The organism is Actinomadura litoris (assembly GCF_009733595.1).
Taxonomy (GTDB): Bacteria; Actinomycetota; Actinomycetes; order Streptosporangiales; family Streptosporangiaceae; genus Spirillospora; species Spirillospora litoris.
This window is the reverse complement of the sequence record NZ_WOFH01000006.1, coordinates 1-17,217: the sequence shown is the minus strand read 5'-3', so window position 1 is coordinate 17,217 and position 17,217 is coordinate 1. Positions and strand designations below refer to the sequence as shown.

Annotated in this window: 19 protein-coding genes; 5 read left to right on the top strand and 14 right to left on the bottom strand. The window is 72.9% G+C overall.

Annotation, left to right across the window (positions count from 1 at the left end):
- From GNZ18_RS17825 to GNZ18_RS17775, 11 genes are all read right to left on the bottom strand, one after another.
- Positions 1–1,386 (bottom strand): acetyl-CoA carboxylase biotin carboxylase subunit, encoded by a 1,386-nt coding sequence (locus GNZ18_RS17825; protein WP_156217652.1) that lies wholly within the window; start codon positions 1,384–1,386, stop codon positions 1–3.
- A complete protein-coding gene (locus GNZ18_RS17820; protein ID WP_156217651.1) occupies positions 1,383–1,943 on the bottom strand; it encodes an acetyl-CoA carboxylase biotin carboxyl carrier protein in 561 nt (186 codons plus the stop codon). Before GNZ18_RS17820 ends, GNZ18_RS17825 begins: the two co-directional genes overlap by 4 nt.
- Positions 1,936–3,621, bottom strand: a complete 1,686-nt coding sequence (locus GNZ18_RS17815) for an acetyl-CoA carboxylase carboxyltransferase subunit alpha (RefSeq protein ID WP_156217650.1) — start codon at positions 3,619–3,621, stop codon at positions 1,936–1,938. Before GNZ18_RS17815 ends, GNZ18_RS17820 begins: the two co-directional genes overlap by 8 nt.
- Positions 3,618–3,920: a TcmI family type II polyketide cyclase gene (locus tag GNZ18_RS17810; protein WP_156217649.1), complete on the bottom strand. Its 303-nt coding sequence runs from the start codon at positions 3,918–3,920 to the stop codon at positions 3,618–3,620. Before GNZ18_RS17810 ends, GNZ18_RS17815 begins: the two co-directional genes overlap by 4 nt.
- A gap of 261 nt (positions 3,921–4,181) precedes the next feature.
- Positions 4,182–5,150, bottom strand: coding sequence for an amidohydrolase family protein (locus GNZ18_RS17805; protein ID WP_156217648.1), 969 nt, complete (start codon positions 5,148–5,150; stop codon positions 4,182–4,184).
- A complete protein-coding gene (locus tag GNZ18_RS17800) occupies positions 5,147–5,509 on the bottom strand; it encodes a SchA/CurD-like domain-containing protein (protein WP_216651340.1) in 363 nt (120 codons plus the stop codon). The genes GNZ18_RS17805 and GNZ18_RS17800 overlap by 4 nt, the downstream gene beginning before the upstream one ends.
- A 25-nt stretch (positions 5,510–5,534) precedes the next feature.
- Complete coding sequence (locus GNZ18_RS17795; RefSeq protein WP_156217647.1) at positions 5,535–5,993, bottom strand: anthrone oxygenase family protein; 459 nt, start codon at positions 5,991–5,993, stop codon at positions 5,535–5,537.
- 14 nt (positions 5,994–6,007) lie between these two features.
- Positions 6,008–7,189: an FAD-dependent monooxygenase gene (locus GNZ18_RS17790; RefSeq protein WP_156217646.1), complete on the bottom strand. Its 1,182-nt coding sequence runs from the start codon at positions 7,187–7,189 to the stop codon at positions 6,008–6,010.
- The gene (locus GNZ18_RS17785) at positions 7,186–7,509 is read right to left on the bottom strand and encodes an antibiotic biosynthesis monooxygenase family protein (RefSeq protein ID WP_156217645.1); all 324 of its coding nucleotides are present in this window, start codon (positions 7,507–7,509) and stop codon (positions 7,186–7,188) included. Before GNZ18_RS17785 ends, GNZ18_RS17790 begins: the two co-directional genes overlap by 4 nt.
- The gene (locus tag GNZ18_RS17780) at positions 7,506–7,844 is read right to left on the bottom strand and encodes an antibiotic biosynthesis monooxygenase family protein (protein WP_156217644.1); all 339 of its coding nucleotides are present in this window, start codon (positions 7,842–7,844) and stop codon (positions 7,506–7,508) included. The genes GNZ18_RS17785 and GNZ18_RS17780 overlap by 4 nt, the downstream gene beginning before the upstream one ends.
- Positions 7,844–8,587 (bottom strand): SDR family NAD(P)-dependent oxidoreductase, encoded by a 744-nt coding sequence (locus GNZ18_RS17775; protein ID WP_156217643.1) that lies wholly within the window; start codon positions 8,585–8,587, stop codon positions 7,844–7,846. The genes GNZ18_RS17780 and GNZ18_RS17775 overlap by 1 nt, the downstream gene beginning before the upstream one ends.
- 247 nt (positions 8,588–8,834) lie before the next feature.
- Here GNZ18_RS17775 and GNZ18_RS17770 point away from each other — a divergent pair, with 247 nt between their 5' ends.
- Entirely contained in the window at positions 8,835–9,533 is a 699-nt protein-coding gene (locus tag GNZ18_RS17770) for a response regulator transcription factor (RefSeq protein WP_156217642.1), read from the top strand.
- A 105-nt stretch (positions 9,534–9,638) separates the two neighbouring features.
- Here the strand turns inward: GNZ18_RS17770 and GNZ18_RS17765 are convergent, their stop codons facing one another.
- The gene (locus tag GNZ18_RS17765; RefSeq protein WP_156217641.1) at positions 9,639–11,801 is read right to left on the bottom strand and encodes an MMPL family transporter; all 2,163 of its coding nucleotides are present in this window, start codon (positions 11,799–11,801) and stop codon (positions 9,639–9,641) included.
- 131 nt (positions 11,802–11,932) lie between these two features.
- Here GNZ18_RS17765 and GNZ18_RS17760 point away from each other — a divergent pair, with 131 nt between their 5' ends.
- The 4 genes from GNZ18_RS17760 (at position 11,933) to GNZ18_RS17745 (ending at position 15,669) form a co-directional block, all read left to right on the top strand.
- Positions 11,933–13,393: a sensor histidine kinase gene (locus GNZ18_RS17760; RefSeq protein WP_173390806.1), complete on the top strand. Its 1,461-nt coding sequence runs from the start codon at positions 11,933–11,935 to the stop codon at positions 13,391–13,393.
- A gap of 258 nt (positions 13,394–13,651) precedes the next feature.
- A complete protein-coding gene (locus GNZ18_RS17755) occupies positions 13,652–14,578 on the top strand; it encodes a sensor histidine kinase (RefSeq protein ID WP_156217640.1) in 927 nt (308 codons plus the stop codon).
- Positions 14,557–15,213: a response regulator gene (locus GNZ18_RS17750; protein WP_156217639.1), complete on the top strand. Its 657-nt coding sequence runs from the start codon at positions 14,557–14,559 to the stop codon at positions 15,211–15,213. The genes GNZ18_RS17755 and GNZ18_RS17750 overlap by 22 nt, the downstream gene beginning before the upstream one ends.
- A gap of 3 nt (positions 15,214–15,216) precedes the next feature.
- Complete coding sequence (locus tag GNZ18_RS17745; protein ID WP_156217638.1) at positions 15,217–15,669, top strand: universal stress protein; 453 nt, start codon at positions 15,217–15,219, stop codon at positions 15,667–15,669.
- Positions 15,670–15,716: 47 nt separating this feature from the next.
- Here GNZ18_RS17745 and GNZ18_RS17740 read toward each other — a convergent pair whose 3' ends face one another.
- Both GNZ18_RS17740 and GNZ18_RS17735 read right to left on the bottom strand, forming a co-directional pair.
- Complete coding sequence (locus tag GNZ18_RS17740; RefSeq protein WP_156217637.1) at positions 15,717–16,976, bottom strand: nucleotide sugar dehydrogenase; 1,260 nt, start codon at positions 16,974–16,976, stop codon at positions 15,717–15,719.
- Positions 16,976–17,217 (bottom strand): UDP-N-acetylglucosamine 2-epimerase (locus tag GNZ18_RS17735; protein ID WP_173390805.1); only part of this gene is annotated, 242 nt, incomplete at its 5' end. The genes GNZ18_RS17740 and GNZ18_RS17735, both read right to left, overlap by 1 nt.

The window sequence follows — 17,217 nt, the reverse complement described above, 5'->3', positions numbered from 1 at the left end:
TTATCTCTCCTGTTCCTCGGCCGGTCTCGGCCCGGCCATGAGTGCGTCGACGAATCGGGTCGTGTGCTCGCCCCGGACGAACACCGGGTGCGTCAGCAGGCGCTGGAGCAGCGGGATGGTCGTGGCGACGCCGGGGCCCCGCACGGCGAACTCGGCGAGCCCGCGCAGCGCCCGCTCGATCGCCTCGTCCCGGGTCGGCGCCCAGGTGACAAGCTTGGCGATGAGCGAGTCGTAGTTCGGCGGGACGGAGTCGCCCTGCGCGAACCCCGAGTCGACCCGCACCCCCGGGCCGCCCGGCGGGCGGAACACCTCAAGGCGTCCCGGGGTGGGCCGGAACCCGGCGGCCGGGTCCTCGGCGTTGACGCGGCACTCCAGCGCCGCGCCGTGCGGGCGGACGTCGTCCTGCCCGTACCCGAGGGGCTCCCCGGCGGCGACGCGGATCTGCTCCTTGACCAGGTCGATTCCGGTCATCATCTCGGTGACGGGGTGCTCGACCTGGATGCGCCCGTTGATCTCCATGAACGTGAGCGCGCCGGAGGTGTCGACGAGGAACTCCATCGTCCCCGCGCCGGTGTAGCCGACGGCGCGCGCCCCCGTGAGGGCGTACTCGCCCAGCGCGTCGCGCAGGTCCCCGGCCAGCCCCGGCGACGGCGACTCCTCCACGAGCTTCTGGTTGCGGCGTTGCAGCGAGCAGTCCCGCTCCCCCAGGTGGACGGCCGCGCCGTGCTCGTCGCAGAGGAGCTGGACCTCCACGTGCCGCGCCGCCGGGACGAACTTCTCCAGGTAGACGTCCCCGATCCCGAACACCTGGCGCGCGAGCGCGGTCGTCCGGCGGAACACCTCCTGGAGGTCGGCGCGGTCGCGGGCGACCTCGATGCCGCGCCCGCCGCCCCCGGCCGCCGCCTTCACGATCACCGGGTAGCCGATCTCGGCGGCGACCTCCTCGGCGGCCGCGAGCGTCGGCACGCTGCCGTCGCTGCCCGGCAGCAGCGGCAGGCCGGCCGCGCCCATGAGCGCGCGGACCCGGGCCTTGTCGCCGACGCACTCCATCACGTCCGGGCGCGGGCCGATGAAGGCGAGCCCGTTCTCCGCGCACACCTGCGCGAAGTCGGGGTCCTCGGACAGGAACCCGTAGCCCGGGTGGACGGCGTCGGCGCCGGTGCGCAACGCGGCCTCGACGATGTTCGGCACGTACAGGTAGCTGCGGCGGGCCGGCGCGGGCCCGATGTGCACCGCCTCGTCCGCGTACCGGACGACGGCGGAGTCGCGGTCGGCGGTCGAGTAGACCGCCACGCTGCGCACCCCCATCTCGCGGCAGGAGCGCGCCACCCGCAACGCGATCTCGCCCCGGTTGGCGATCAGCACCGTGCCGATCGGGCGGCTCATGTCCGCTCCGTCCTGACCCTGACGAGGACCTGCCCGAACTCCACCGGCTCGGCGTCGGCCGCCATCACCTGGAGCACCTCGCCGGCCCAGTCGGACACGACCGGGTTCATCAGCTTCATCGCCTCGACGATCCCGATCGTCTGGCCGGCCTCGATCCGGTCGCCCGGCTGGACGAACGGGGGCGCGCCGGGCTCGGGCGCCACGTAGAACGTCCCGACGAGCGGGGCGGTGACGCGCTTGAGCGTGTCGTCGGCGGGCGGCGCGGGGGCCTCCGCGGAAGCCTCCGCGGGGGCCGGGGCGGCGATGACGGTGCGCTCGACGTTTGGGGCGGCCTGCGACGCCCAGGTGACCTCGAGAACGCATTCGCCGAGGCGCGCGGACACGCTGGTGACCGGCCCGGGGACGGTCTTGACGAGGTGGCTGACCTCCTCGCGGAGCAGCCGCAGCGACTCGTGCCCCGGCTGCTCGGCGGGTCGTGCGGGCCGGCCGGTCTGGCCGGTCTGCTCGGTCTGCTCGGTCCGCTCGGTCTGCTCGGCGGACGCGGTGGGCTCAGCCATCGACGACCACCCCCTGGCGGCGGAACCGGGCGTGGCGCCGGTCGCGCAGTTCGCCGCCGTCCAGCCCGCCGAGGTCCGCGAGCGCGGACAGCACGGCGGCCTTCAGGGACGCGGCGGCCGCGGCGGGGTCGGCCTGCGCGCCGCCCTCCGGCTCGTCCACCACCCCGTCGACGACGCCGAGCGCGAGCAGTTCCGGCGCGGTGACGCGCAGGGCCTCGGCCATCTCGGCGCCCTTCGACGGGTCGCCGTGCAGGATCGTCGAGCAGCTCTCCGGACTGATCACCGAGTAGCAGGCGTTCTCCATCATCAGCACGGTGTTGGCGACGGCCAGCGCGAGCGCGCCGCCGCTGCCGCCCTCCCCGGTGACGGTGGAGACGACCGGCACCCGCAGCCGCGACATCCCGGCGACGCACTCGGAGATCGCCCACGCCTGGCCGCGCTCCTCGGCGCCGATGCCGGGCGCCGCGCCCTGCGTGTCGACGAGCGTGACGACGGGCAGGCCGAGCGTGTCGGCCCGGCGCATCAGGCGCAGCGCCTTGCGGTAGCCCTCGGGGCCCGGCATCCCGAACCCGCGGGCGACGAGCTCCTTGGTGTCGTGGCCCTTCTGGTGGCCGATGATCATCACGCTGACGCCGTCGATGTCGCCGATGCCGCCGACGATCGCCGGGTCGTCGCGGAAGTGCCGGTCGCCGTGCAGCGCCACGAAGTCGCCGCAGATCCGCCAGATGTAGTCGAGCGTCGTCGGCCGGGCGATGTCGCGGGCCAGCCGGACGGTCTCCCACGCGCTGCGTCCGGAGGCGCGGGCCGCCGTCCTCGCCGCGGTCCCGGCGGAGGCGCCGGACGGCGGCTTGCGGTCGCCCGCGAGCAGGGTCAGCAGCCGGGCGAGGAGCGGGCGCAGGCCGTCGCGCGGCTCCACCCGGTCGAGCATGCCCTGTTCCTTGAGGTACTCCGCCGTCTGGAACCCGGCGGGCAGCGTCTCCCGGGTCGCGGCCTCGATCACGCGCGGCCCGGCGAACCCGATCAGGCCGCCGCGCTCGGCGACCAGCAGGTCGGCCAGCGTCGCGAACGACGCGGTGACGCCGCCGAACGTCGGGTCGGTCAGCACGCAGACCGACGGCACGCCCGCGTCCCGGAGCCGTTCGAGGGCCTGCGCCGTCTTCGCCATCTGCATCAGCGAGAGCGCGCCCTCCTGCATCCGGGCGCCGCCGGACCCGGCGACCAGGACCAGCGGCCACCGCCGCGCCTCGGCCTCCTCGGCCGCCCGCGCCACCGTCTCGCCGACCGCCGAGCCCATGCTGCCGCCCATGAACCCGAAGTCCATGACCGCGACCATGACCGGGTGCCCGCCGATCGCGGCGCCGCCGTAGAGCATCGCGTCCGCGAGGCCGGTCCGCCGCCGCGCCGTCGCGAGCCGGTCGGTGTAGGGGCGGGAGTCGCTGAACCCGAGCGGGTCCGCGCCGCGCACCTGCTCCGCCGGGCTGAAGGACCCCTCGTCCACCAGGACGTCGAGGCGCTCGCGGGCGCCGAGGCGGCGGTGGTGCCCGCACTCGGGGCACACGTGCCGGTTGCGGACGAGGCGCGGGATGTAGACCGACACGCCGCACCGCCCGCACCGGAGCCACTTCTCCTCCGCCGGGTCCGCGGCGAGCGCGGCGCCGCGCGCGTCGAGGGCGGTCATCGGGCGTCCCCCGTCCACTCGTAGAAGCCGCGCGCCATCGCGTCGGCGGGGCCGCGCCAGGTCGCCGGGTCGAACGGCGCGATGTGCGGGCTCAGCTCGTCGCTCAGCCGCCGGAAGTCGCCGCGCTCCCGCGCCACGGCCATCGCCTCGGACGCGGGGCCGGCGAACTCGGCGTAGTGGAAGTACAGATCCTGGTACCGGAAGAGATTCCGGCGGGTCACCCCGAGGACCCGGGGCAGTTCCGTCTCGTCGGACGCGCCGAACAACCCGGCCACCGCGTCGGCTGAATCAGGTCGCATTCGTGCGACTATGAGAATCCGGTCGGTCACAGGTGCTCCTTAGGTTTCCCTTGGAATCACCTTTAGGTTAAATGTCAGGACGGGCCGGGTCTTCCCCCGCCGACGTGAATTGCGGCCTCCTCACCGAAGCCGGACCATCCTCCGCAAGGTGGAGAAGCCCCACGTGTCCGGGCATGCCGACGGCCGCGCACCCCGGGGGCCAGGTGCGCGGCCGTCGATTGGAAAATGGTCAGGGCAGGTTCAGGACAAGTTCATGGCCGGTCAGGCCAGATCGAAGAGCTCCGCCGCGTTCCGCCAGGCGACCCGCTCGCGTTCGGCCGGGTCGCGCAGTTCGCTCGCGATGATGTCGGTAATGGGCTTCAGCTGGTCCATCAATGGCGGCGCATCCGTTCCGAGAAGAATCTGGGAGGCGGAGAACGTCGTCAGGTTGGCGCGCAGCTGCGCCGCGTTCGGAAAGGAGGTGTCGACGTGGATCCGGGCGAGCGACTCGCTCGGCACCACCGTCCCCGGCGAACCGTGCGGGCCCGACGGCGGCTGGCCCGGCCACGGGCGCATCGCCGCGTCCAGCTTCTCCGGGAGGTGCGCGAGCCCGCCACCGCCGCCCGCGGCGATCAGCCGGACGGCGGGGTAGCGCTCCAGCCAGCCCGCGCACACGATCGCGGCGATGCCCGCCGTGATGTCGCACGGCCTGACCGCGTGCTCGACGAGGCCGAGGTGCCCGCCCATCGCGGCCGTCCCGACCGGCGCGGCGGGCGGGTGCACCAGCACCGGCACGCCCGTCTCGGCGGCCATCGCGAAGAAGCCGTCCGCGCGCGGCGCGCTCAGGTACTCCCCGTCGACGCTGCTGTTGACGATCAGCCCGACGAAGCGCGGGTCCCTCGTCAGCTCGGCTGCCTGCTCCAGCATCGCGTCCCCGCCGAACGGGTCGAGGTAGGCGTAGGCGCGCAGCGCGTCCGGGAAGCGGTCGACGAGGTCGCCGATCGCCTCGTTGTACGCGCGGACCTTGGCGACGGGCTGCTTGTAGTTGTCCGCCGCCGCGCCGGGCAGCATCGAGCCCGCGCCGCACGGGCTGCCGATCACCGTGAGCCCGATGCCCTGCTCGCGCTTGGCCTCGATCGAGCCCTCGGGGTCGAACAGGCTCGGCGGCCCGAGCCCGCCCGCGCCCGCGGCGGCCAGGTGCCCGTGGACGTCGATCATCATCCCGGCGGGCGGCGTCCCGAGGGGGCTCACGCGGGGGCCTGCGCGGGTTCGGAGCGGCGCGTCGTGACGTGCCGCATGAGCGAGTTGATGAAGAAGTCGCGGGTCCCCTCGGGGGTGCTGGTGTCGCGCTCCTCGGCGAGGTACTGGGAGATCTCCCGCTCGACCCGCTGGATCTCGGGCTGCGACGACAGGTGCGCCATCAGGCCGGGCAGGTTCCCCTCGATCTCGATCATCCGGACGACGAGGTCGTCCTTGAGGAACACCGAGGTGCTGACCAGCCGGGTGCCGTCGGGCGCCGTCCACTCGGGCGGCGCGTACCCGGCGAGCAGCTCCTTGACCGCCTCCTCGGTGCCGGGCTTGATCCTGAACATGATCGCGTGACGTTCCACGATGAACTCCCTTTCTGCGAGCCGGTCAGTCGATGGACAGTGCGGCGAGCGCGTACAGGCCGAACCCGGCCAGCGCGAACGCCGTTCGAACGGAGTTGGCGCGGCACCAGCGGGCGCGCAGGTCGTCCCAGCCGGCCGGGGCCGCCTCGGGGTCCCACCCGGAGATCGTGCGGTTGATCGGCACGTTGCGGGTGTCGGAGACCACCGCGACCAGGACGGACATGGCGAGCCCCGCGCCGCACAGCAGCCGCGCGGTGAGCCCGACCGGCAGCAGCGCGAACACCACGGCGGTCGCCATCGTCACGCGGGTCACCCACGGCAGCAGCGGATCGAACCGCCGGTCGAGCAGCTGATGCACCTGCACGTAGCGGTCCCCCGGCAGCGCGACGAGGGTGGGCACGATCGCGCGCCACACGGCGAACAGGGTGCCCGCCACCGTGCCGCTGCCGAACAGCACGACCATGGACAGCGTCCTCGCGAGCATCGCGGTCGCCTCCTCTAGTAGTCGGTTGCGGTGATCAGGTCGGCGGTCTTGCGGTAGACGAGGCGCCGGAACGCGATCCGCATGAAGCCCTCGCGGACCCGGCACAGCGCGGGGTTCTGCCAGCGCGACAGCGAGCCGATGGCCCGCGACCGCCGGACGATCGTGGTCGTGCGCGGCAGCCGGCGCCGCTCGTACAGCTCCAGCGCCGCGCCGGTCGGGCCGGCCTCGTCCACGCACTGGCGGAGCACGAGCGCGTCCTCGATCGACTGGCAGCCGCCCTGGCCGAGGTTGAAGGCCATCGGGTGGGCGGCGTCGCCGAGCAGCGTGACCCGGCCGGTGCTCCAGCGGCGGACGGGGTCGCGGTCGTAGATGTCGATGGGGGTGATCTCTTCGGGCGGGGTGGCGGCGACGAGCGCGGCGACCGGGTCGGGCCAGCCCGCGAACTGCTCGGTCACGATCTCCCCGCCGGTGGCGCCGAGCGCGTCCAGCCCGTGGCCGATCCGGTCGCTGGTGATGGCGTCCCAGTAGACGAGGCCGTCCGCGAGCGGGTAGTAGACGAACCGGCGGCCCCGTCCCCAGATGTTGACGAACACCCCCGGCCGAACGCCCGGGTCCGGGACGACGCCCTGCCACGCGGTGTACCCGGCGTAGCGGGGCGGCGGCTCGTAGGGCATCAGCGCGGCCCGGACGGTCGAGCGCAGCCCGTCCGCGCCGACGAGCAGGTCGCGGTGGACCTCCTCGCTCCGCCCGCCGGACCGGGACAGCCGCAGCGTGGCGCCGTCCCGCCCGGTGGCGAACCCGGTGCACCGGGAGCCGAGCCGCAGGTCGGCGCCGACCTGGCCGGTCAGCATGCGGTGCAGCTCCGGGCGGCTCACCGCGTAGACGGGCACGCCGGTCCGCTCGCTGATCTCGGCCACCGGCCACCGCGCCAGCCGCCGGCCCCGCCAGGAGTGGAACTCCTGCGCCCGGATCTCGTGCCCGATCTTGGCCAGCTCGTCCCGGAGGCCGAGGAGGTGGAGCGCGCGGACCGCGTTGTGCCACAGCATCAGGCCGCCGCCGGTCTGGATCCGGCCCAGGTCGGGCGCGCGCTCGTGCACCGTGGTCCGGACGCCGATCCCGCGCAGCGCGACCGCGGCGGTCAGCCCGCCGATGCCGCCGCCGACGATCGCGACGCCGCCGTCGTCCGGGACCCTCATGCCCCCTCGCCCGGCCTGACACCGTCCGCGGTCGCCCGCACCGGGTAGATCTTCCGTTCGATCCGCCCCGCCCAGTACGGCCGCATCGGCGTCGTCGCCCGCCGGTGGACGGGCGCGTCCTCCCAGGCGCGGAACTGCTCCTCGCTCTCCCACTCGCTCAGCAGGATGTAGCCGCCCGGTCGGGCGTCGTCGCGCAGCAGCTCGTCGCGGACGTGTCCCGGCGTGCCCGCCACCGTGGACGCGACCTCGGTATAGGCGGCCTCGAACGGGCCGCGCTGGTCCTCCTTGACGGACGCGAACACCATCACCCGTACGGTCATCTCGACTCCTTCTCCTGATCGGCCCGGCGGGTCTCGGGCTCGGCGGCGTCGACGTGCCGGACGATCTCGTCGACGCGCATGTCGGCCGAAAGCCGCAGCTCGCGCAGCGGCGCCGTCAGCCGGTCCTGCTCGGGGCTGCTCTCGAACGCGCGGAACGCGTCGAGGCTCGCCCAGTCACTCGTGATCACGTAGCTGTCGGGTTCGTCGCCGCGCAGCAGCGACTGGCGGAGGTTCGCGGGCTCGCGGCTGGTCGCGTCGGCGACCGCGGCGAAGGCCCGCTCGAACGCCGCGCCCCCGCCGGGGCGGACGCGCATCCGCAGGGTGGCCCTGATCATCAGATCCCGCCGTCCACGTGCAGGGTCGCGCCGGTGACGTAGCGGGCGGCGTCGCTGAGCAGGAACAGCACCGGCCCGGCGACCTCGGCGGGATCGGCGATCCGGCCGAGCGCGATCATGCCGGAGTAGCGGTCGCGCGCCGCCTGCGGGACACCGCTCATCTGGTCGGTCTCCACCAGCCCGGGGGCGATGCCGTTCACCCGGAATCCGCGCGGCCCGAGTTCCTTGCACAGGGAGCGGGTGAGCCCGGTGACCCCTGATTTCGCGGCGGTGTAATGCACCCGTCCCGCCATTCCGCGGAAGGCGACCGCCGAGGTGACATTGACGATGGATGCGCCCGGCTCCAGCCGTTTCAGCGCGGCCTGGACGGTCAGGTACATTCCGGTGAGGTTCACGTCGAGGACGCGGTGCCATTCCTCGGGCTCCAGGTCGTCGATCGTGCGGTGGCTGACGACCCCGGCGTTGTTGACGACCCCGGCCAGCCCGCCGAAACGCTCGTGCGCGCGCTCCACGAGCGCGGAGACGTCGGCCGCCTTCGCCGCGTCCGCGCGTACGAGCTGGTAGTCGGCGCCCAGGCCCGCGAGGGTCTTGTCGAGGGCCTCGACCGCCTCGCCGCCGCTGACATAGGACGCGGTGACCCGCGCGCCACCCCGGGCGAGCGCCAGCACGACCGCCCGGCCGATTCCCCGCGACCCGCCGGTCACCAGGATATGCTCACCGGACAGATCGAATTCCGATTTCATGGACCGCCCCTTTCCGTCGACGACTACGCCGGAACCGCGTCGGCACCGCCTTGGACTCCGTCGGATGGGACGCTACGGAACGGGCCGCCTTTCGTCTTCCACCTACCGCGGGAGGCCATTCGTCCCCCGGCAGGCCGATCGGCGGACCCTCCGGAGGAGGCGGCCCCCGGTGATCGCCCGGGCACGTGTAGATCCCTCACACGGCTTTCTCTGTGTTCTCCAAGGTCGGCGGTTCACACTGGGAGTCATGAATCAGCCCGCACAGCGCGTTCTCGTCGTAGACGACGAGCCCTACCTCGCCGACCTGGTCGCCACGGCTCTGCGGTATGAGGGGTACACCGCCGAGGTCGCCGGGACGTGCGCCGAGACGGCAGCGAAAGTGACCGAGTTCCGACCCGACCTGATCGTGCTCGACGTGATGCTCCCGGACGGGTCGGGGCTGGACGCGTGCCACCGGCTCCGCCGCGAGGGATGCGCGGCGCCGGTCGTCTTCCTCACCGCGCGGGACGCCACCGAAGACAAGATCGCCGGATTGACCGTGGGCGGCGACGACTACGTCACCAAGCCGTTCAGCCTGGAGGAGCTGATCGCCCGGATCCGGGCCGTGCTGCGGCGCACGAGCAGCGCCGAACCCGCCGAGGCGCGGCTGTCGTTCGCCGACCTCGTGATCGACGAGGAGGCGTACGAGGTGCGCCGCAAGGGCGAGTCGCTCGACCTGACGCCCACGGAGTTCAAGCTGCTGCGCTACCTCGTCATCAACGCGGGGCGCGTCCTGACCAAGCGGCAGATCCTCGACCACGTCTGGAACTACGACCACGGCGGCAACGACGGCGTCGTGCAGACCTATGTCAGCTACCTGCGCCGGAAGGTCGACGCCATCGACCCGCCGCTGATCCACACCATCCCGCGCGTCGGATACGTCCTACGGCTCCCCAAAGACCACTGACGGCGGCGCCGGGCGCGCGCCGAAACGCACGCCGGGCGCACGCCGAGCGCACGAAGGCCCGGGACGCACGGGGCGCGTCCCGGGCCTTCCGGTGACCGGGGCCGATCAGGTGCCGGCGGGGCCGGGCACGGAAACGAGCTCCGGCGCCTCCGGGCGGGCGACCGCCCTGGACGGCGGGACCCGCAGGATCCGCGCGGCCCAGGCGGGCAGCCACCAGTTCCAGTCGCCGAACATCGAGATCAGCGCGGGCACGAGGATGCCGCGGATGATCGTGGCGTCCAGCAGGATGCCGAGGCCGAGGCCGGTGGCGAAGACCTTGACCTCGGTCATCGGCGCGGCGGCCATCGAGGCGAACGCCAGGCAGAGGATCAGCGCGGCGCTGGTGACGAGGCGTCCCGTCCGGCCGAGGCCCTCCACGATCGCCTCCCTGGTGGAGCCGGTGCGCTCGTACTCCTCACGGATGCGGGCGAGGATGAAGACCTCGTAGTCCATCGACAGCCCGTACAGGAACGCGAAGATCAGGCAGGGGATGAACGCGCCGACCGCGCCGGTGGCGGGGATCCCCCAGACCGCGTCGCTGCCGTGCCCCTCCTGCCAGATCAGCGTGACCGAGCCGATCACCGCGGCGAGCGACAGCAGGTTCAGCGCGACGGCCTTGAGCGGCAGCACCAGCGACCGGAACGCCCGCGCCAGCAGCACGAAGGTGAGCAGCGCGATCAGGCCGAGCATCCAGGGGAACACCCCGTACACCTGGTTGATGAAGTCGATGTCACTGGCCGCCTCACCGCCCACGTGGGTCTTCGCCGGCACCGCGTCGCGGATCCGCCGGACGGTGTCGTGGCCGGCGTTGGTGCCGCCCTCGTCCACCGGGACCACCGAGAGCAGCGCAGACCCGCCCTGCCGCCACGCCTCGCCGGACGGCGCGACGGCCGTCCGCACGCCCTCCACGTCCGCGAGCCGCGAGGCCACCTGCGCGGGCGTGCTCCCCGCCGGGACGAGCACGTCGACCGGGGTGAGGACGCCCGAGCCGATTCCCGCCGACCGCAGCGCGACGAGGCCGTCGTGGGCGGGGCCGGTCTTGGCCCCCGCGATGCTGCCCGCTTCCCCGAGGTGGATGTTCAGGCCGCCGAAAGCCAGCGCGACCAGCACCGCGATCGCGCCCAGCGCCGCCGGGAAGCGGAACCGGATGACGCCGCGGGTCCACGCCGCCCAGGCGCGGCTGGCGTGCGAGTCCTTGCGCAGCCGGGGCCAGTCGAGGCGCGGCCCGGCGGTGGCGAGGATGATCGGCAGCAGCGTCAGCGTCGCCAGTACGCTGACGGCCGGGATGATCACACCGCCGTAGGCGATGCTGCGCAGGAACGGGACGGGCAGCACCACCATGACGATCAGTCCGATGCTCACCGCGACGCCGCTGAACACCACCGAGCGCCCGGCGGTGGCCATGGCGCGGTGGACGGCCTCCTCGCCGTCGTGGCCGTGGGCGCGCTCCTCCCGCCAGCGGGTCACCAGCAGCAAGGAGTAGTCGACGGCGACGCCGAGGCCGATGAGCGCGACCACGAACTGCACGAGGAAGTTGACCTCGCCGAGCTCCGTCAACCCGTACACGGCGAGGAACGAACCGAGGATGGACACGACGGCGATCAGCAGCGGGACGAACGCGAGGAACGAGCCGAAGACGAACGCGAGCACCAGCAGCGCGCCGACGCCGCCGACGAGCGTCTCGGTGAGGACGCTGACGCCCTCCTCGCCCGCCCCCTCCGACAGCAGGTCCATCCCCGTCACCCGCAGGGTGGCGCCCGTCGGCAGGGAGGGCTGAATGATCTGTGCCAGGGGTTTGCTGATGTCGGGCGCCTCGTCCACCGGCTTTCCGGCGGGATGGCGCGGGTAGACGAAACCGAAGGTCGTCCGGCCGTCGGCGCCGACGAAGCGCCGGTCGCCGGTGTCGGCGTAGGAGACGACACGGGCGTCCAGCCGCTTCGCCGCGTTCTCGAACGCGGTGCCCAGCGACGCCCGCACGGCCGGGTCGTCCACGGTCCTGCCCTCGGGCAGGACGATGACCGGCACCGTGGGCGCGCTGTCGCCCCCGCTGCGGTAGGTCGCGTCGATGGCCTGGTTGGCGTCCCGCGCGGCCGATCCCGCGGGCGCGAAGTCCTCGACAAGGCGGTCGCTGACCTGCGTGACCGCGAAGGCTCCGGCGGCCGTGACGGCGAGCCAGACCATGGCCACGAACAACTTGTGCCGTAGCACGAACCTGGAGAAGGTTTCCATGAGGCAAGTGCAGCGGACGGCTCTTCAGCCACCGTCCGCGCGTTCATAGAAAACGCAGGGAATCCTGACTCACAAGGTTCTCTAAGAGTCCGCACAGCGCCAGGCCAGAACGCGACGGGAGACTCACGGACGTGTCACTGCGCAGACGGCTCATCCTGTCATCGGTGGCCTTGGCGGCGCTCGGCCTGCTCCTCGCCGGGCTGGCGACGTTCGCGGCGGTGCGCGACTGGACGTCCGGGCGGGACGAGCGGATGCTCACCTCGCCCGGCAGGCGCGCCGAGGCCGTGATCGGGTCGCGCGAGGCGCTCAGGACCACGTCCGCACCGGACGACGTGACGGCCCTGTGGCGCGTCCTCGCGGCCGACGGCGCCATCCCGTCGCTGTTCCAGATCCGGGCGGCGGACGGCAGGGTCCTCCAGACCGTGAACTACGGCCCGGTCCCCGAGCTGCCCGGCGACCTGGCGCCGGGGCGCGTGACGGACCGCAACCCCGACGGCGAGCGGTTCCTCACGATCGGCGGCGGCGACTCGGGCTTCCGCGTCCGGACCGCCTGGCTGCCGGGACCCGCCGGGGCGGGCCCCCGCACGCGCTTCCTGGTGCTCGGCGTCCAGAACACCGAGTCGGAGGAGCTGGAGGGCCGCACCGCGGGCTCGATGACCGTGTTCGGGCTGCTGGCCCTGCTCGGGGTGGCGCTCGTGGCCGGGCTGGTGGTCAAGCGCGGGCTGCGCCCCCTGGAGCAGTTCGGCGCGACGGCCGCCGCCATCGGCGCGGGCGACCTCACCCGGCGGGTGCGGCGTGCCGACCGGCGAACCGAGGTGGGACGGCTCGGCCAGGCGCTCAACGGCATGCTCGGCCAGATCGAGGCGGCGTTCCGGGAGCGGCGCGCGGCCGAGGAGCGGCTGCGCCGCTTCGTCGCCGACGCCTCGCACGAGCTGCGCACCCCGGTCGCGACGATCCGAGGTTACGCGGAGCTGTTCCGGCGCGGCGCGGCGGGACGCCCCGAGGACCTCGCCAAGGCGATGGCGCGCATCGAGTCCGAGGCCGAGCGGATGAGCGTGCTGGTGGACGAGCTGCTCCTGCTCGCCCGGCTCGACCAGGGCCGGGCGCTGGAGCGGGAACCCGTCGACCTCGCCGCGCTCGCCGGCGACGCGGTGTCGGACGCGCGCGCCGTCGCGCCGGGGCGTCCGGTCGCGCTGGAGGGCGAGGGGCCGCTCATCGTGGCCGGCGACGCCCACCGGCTCCGGCAGGTGCTGGCGAACCTGCTGGCCAACATCCGCCAGCACACGCCGGACGGAACGGCGGCGGTCGTGCGGTACGCCGCGCGGTCGGACGGCGCGGTGGTCGAGGTCGAGGACGAGGGTCCCGGCCTCACCGCCGAGCAGCGTTCGCACGCCTTCGAGCGGTTCTACCGCGCCGACGCGTCCCGTTCGCGCGACCGCGGCGGCTCCGGGCTCGGCCTCTCGATCGTGGCCGCCGTGGTCTCGGCGCACGGCGGCGAGGTCGGTCTGGACACGGCGCCGGGCGGCGGCATGCTCGTCCGTATTCGGCTTCCGCTGGCGGTTCCCGACAATGGCGACGGCTTTCTTGACTAGATAACAACCACGAGCCGATTCCCCTTCCCCGCATTTCTCACGGCCAGTAAGGCTAGTTGATCACAGGGTGATAATGACACTTCAGACGCGGTGTCCGGCCACTTAGGATTTACTTACAAATCTCTTGCAGACCAATGAGTATCGGGATAGAGTCGGCGAAGGACAGGGTGACTTCCGCGCACGGCCGCAGCGTTATGTGCCAGCGATCACTTTGTTCCCCCGCCACACCTGCACCAATTGTCAGATGTCTTCGGGGCCATGGGGGAAAAGATGCCCTATACAGCGACACCGCTTTTGACGTGGGAGTTCGTGGTAGATCTCGAGTTTCTCATCGGGTTCATGCTGGGCGCCTTCACAATCGGCGGACTGACCTGGCCGCGGCGTCGGCAGCTGTCCCGCCGGGTGGGCGCCGCGATTCATCTGGAACGGCAGCGGATAGCGCGGGAACTGCACGACACCGTGGGGCACGGGATGCTCCTCGTCTCGATGTGCGCCCGGCGGCTGCCGCTCGTCGCCCCGCGAGCCAAGCCTGTCGCCGAAGCGATCGACGACGCGGTCCACGCGACGTTGAACGACGTCCGCCGCCTGGTCGGCGAGCTGCGCGCCCATCCCCCTACCGGCTCCGACGACCCCGCCCGGGGCGCCCTCGGCGCCCGGCTCGCCCGCACCAGGACACGCGAACGTGTTTCCTCGACGGTCGCGGAATCCTTTTCCGAGCACACGCTCGCCGGCGGGATCACCGAACTCGGCGTCCGGACGCCGGGCGCGGGCTTCACCGTCATGCTGGAGAATGCCGGTGTGCAGGACCGGCTCCAGGCGGAGCTGCGGCACACCGCGTACCGCATCGTGCAGGAAGGGCTCACCAACGCCGTCAAACACGGCGGCGGACCCGTCCGCGCCTCGCTGCGCTTTGGCGACGAACTGGAGCTGTGCGTCGCCAGTGGCGCGGCCAGCACCGCCGGCGATGATATCCACACCCTGCCGATCGTCCCCTTCATCGAGCGTGGCCAAAATGTCTGCCACGGGCTTGCCGGGCTCCGCGAAAGGGTCCAGGAGGTCAACGGCTCCTTCGAATGCGGAACACTGCCCTCCGGCGGTTTCCTGGTCCGCGCGCGCATTCCGACCAACGAGTCCACGGCCCGCTGGTACGACAGGGGAAGCCGATGCATGAAATCCGCGTCCTGATCGTCGACGACCAGCCGCTGGTGCGCGGCGGGCTGCGCGCCACCTTCGGCGGCGCGCCCGACATCGCGATCGTCGGCGAGTCGGCGGACGGCGTCGAGGCCGTCCGCGACGTCCGGCTGCTGAACCCCGACATCGTCCTGATGGACATCCACATGCCGCGCAAGGACGGGCTGGAGGCGACGCGCGAGATCTGCGCGCCCGGCTCCGGCATCGACACCAAGGTCATCATCCTCACGATGTTCGACCAGGACGAGCACCTGTTCGAAGCGCTGCGCATCGGCGCGACCGGGTTCATCCTCAAGGACGCGCCCGCACGCACGCTCGTGGAGGCCGTGCACGAGGTCGCGGCGGGCGAGGCGCTGCTGTCGGCGTCGGTGACGCGGCGGCTCGTCCGGGAGTTCGCGCGCCGGCCCACGCTGTCCACCGGGCGGACGATCGAGATGCCCGACCTCACCGACCGGGAGTTGGACGTCTTCCGGCTGCTCGTCCGCGGCCACAGCAACGAGGAGATGGCCGAACTGCTCGTGCTCGGGGCGAGCACCGTGAAGTCGCACGTCAAGCACCTCTACCAGAAGCTCGGGGTGCGCGACCGGGTCCAGGTCGTGATCTACGCCTACGAGAACGGGCTGGTGTAGGCCGTGCCCGACCACGAGCGGGGCAGGCCGCCCGCCGTCCCCGCGTGGGCGGGCGGCCGGACGGGCGGGCACCTGATCGCCGTCACCGACGGCCGCCGCGAGATGGCGGCGCACCAGGCCGCACGGCTCGCGGCGGCCACCGGCGGCCCGGTGACGGTGGCGCTGCTGTCCCGGCCGCCCTGGACGGCGGCGTTCGACCCCTCGGCCCTGGAGTGCTGGCGCAACGGCGACCTGGAGATCGCCGCGCTGACCCGGCTGTCGGAGATCCTCGACCCGGCCGGGGCCCGCTGGCGGATGGTCACGGTCGACGGCGACCCCGTCCGGGGCATCCTCGCGCTCGCGCGGCGGCACCCGCCGAGCTGGGTGCTGGTGCCGCGTTCGCGCCGCCCGTTCTCGGGGCGGCGGCTGGCGAGCGTCCTTCGTTCCCGGCATGGGCTCCCGCTCCTGCTCGTGTGAAGGCGACGGCCCCCGGCGAGCCGGGCGACCGGGCGTGAACAGGGGCGTCAGAGGAGTTCGGTGGCGGGGCCCGGGTCGTCGCGGGTGTGGCCGACGGCGTCGAAGATCAGGCGCGCGTGGCGGGCGAGCATCGCGCCGTCGTAGTCCCGGTGGCCGGTGAGCACGACCGTCAGGTCGGCGGCCTCCAGCGCGGCGGGCAGGTCACCGGCGCGCGGGACGTCGGTGCCGTCCACCCGCCAGGACGCGACGTGCGGGTCGTGGTAGGTCAGCTCGGCGCCGAGGCGGGCCAGGCGGCGGGCGACGGGCCGGGCCGGGGACTCGCGCTGGTCGGCGATGTCGGCCTTGTAAGTGACGCCCAGGAGCAGCACCTTCGCGCCTTTCAGGGCCCGCCCCTCGCGGTTGAGGAGCTGCTGCGCGCGTTCGACGACGTACCGGGGCATCCGGTCGTTGATCTCCTGGGCCAGCTCCACGAACCGGAACGGGTACCCGAGGGAGCGCACCTTGTACGACAGGTAGTTCGGGTCGATCGGGATGCAGTGCCCGCCGACCCCGGGCCCCGGGCGGAACGCCTGGAAGCCGAACGGCTTGGTCGCGGCGCAGTCGATCGCGTCCCACAGGTCCACGCCCAGCTCGTCGCAGAACACCGCCATCTCGTTCACGAGCGCGATGTTCACATGGCGGTAGGTGTTCTCCAGCAGCTTGGCCATCTCGGCCTCGCGGGTGCCCTTGGCCTCCACGACCCGGTCGACGAACTTGCCGTAGAACGCGGCGGCGGCCGACGCGCACGCCGGGCTGAAACCACCGACGATCTTCGGTGTGTTCCGGATGCCGTAGACGGGGTTGCCCGGGTCGATCCGCTCGGGCGAGAAGGCCAGGTGGAACTCCTCCCCCGCGTTCAGGCCGGACTTCTCCAGGATCGGCCGGACGACCTCGTCGGTCGTGCCCGGGTAGGTGGTCGACTCCAGCACCACCAGCATCCCGGGCTCCAGATGCCGGGCGATCGTCTCGGCGGCGCCGCGGACGGCGGTCAGGTCGGGCCCGCCCTCCTCCGACAGCGGGGTCGGGACGCAGATGACCACCGTCCGCGCGCCGTCCAGGATGTCCTCGTCCACGCTGGGCTCGAACCCCTGGCCGAGCATCTCGGCGACCTCGGCGGGCGAGACGTCGTCGATGTGCGAGCGTCCGGCGCGCAGGCCGTCCACCACGCGGGCGTCGAGGTCGAGGCCGCCGGTGCGCAGCCCGGCCCGGCACGCCGCCCGCACGAGCGGGAGGCCCACGTAGCCGAGTCCGATCACGACGAGGTCCATCACGCGACCCCCCTCCAGCTCCGGATGACGTCGGCGATGCGTTCGCCTGCGTGGCCGTCCCACAGGGGTGGCGTCCGGTGGGGTGTCTCCGGTGCGCCCAGCGCCTTGCGCGCGGCCGGGACCAGTTCCTCGAACGTCACGAGGCGGTTGGTGCCGTGGGTGATGGTGATGGGCCGTTCGGTGTTGGGCCGAACGGTCAGGCACGGCACACCGAGGATCGTCGTCTCCTCCTGGAGCCCGC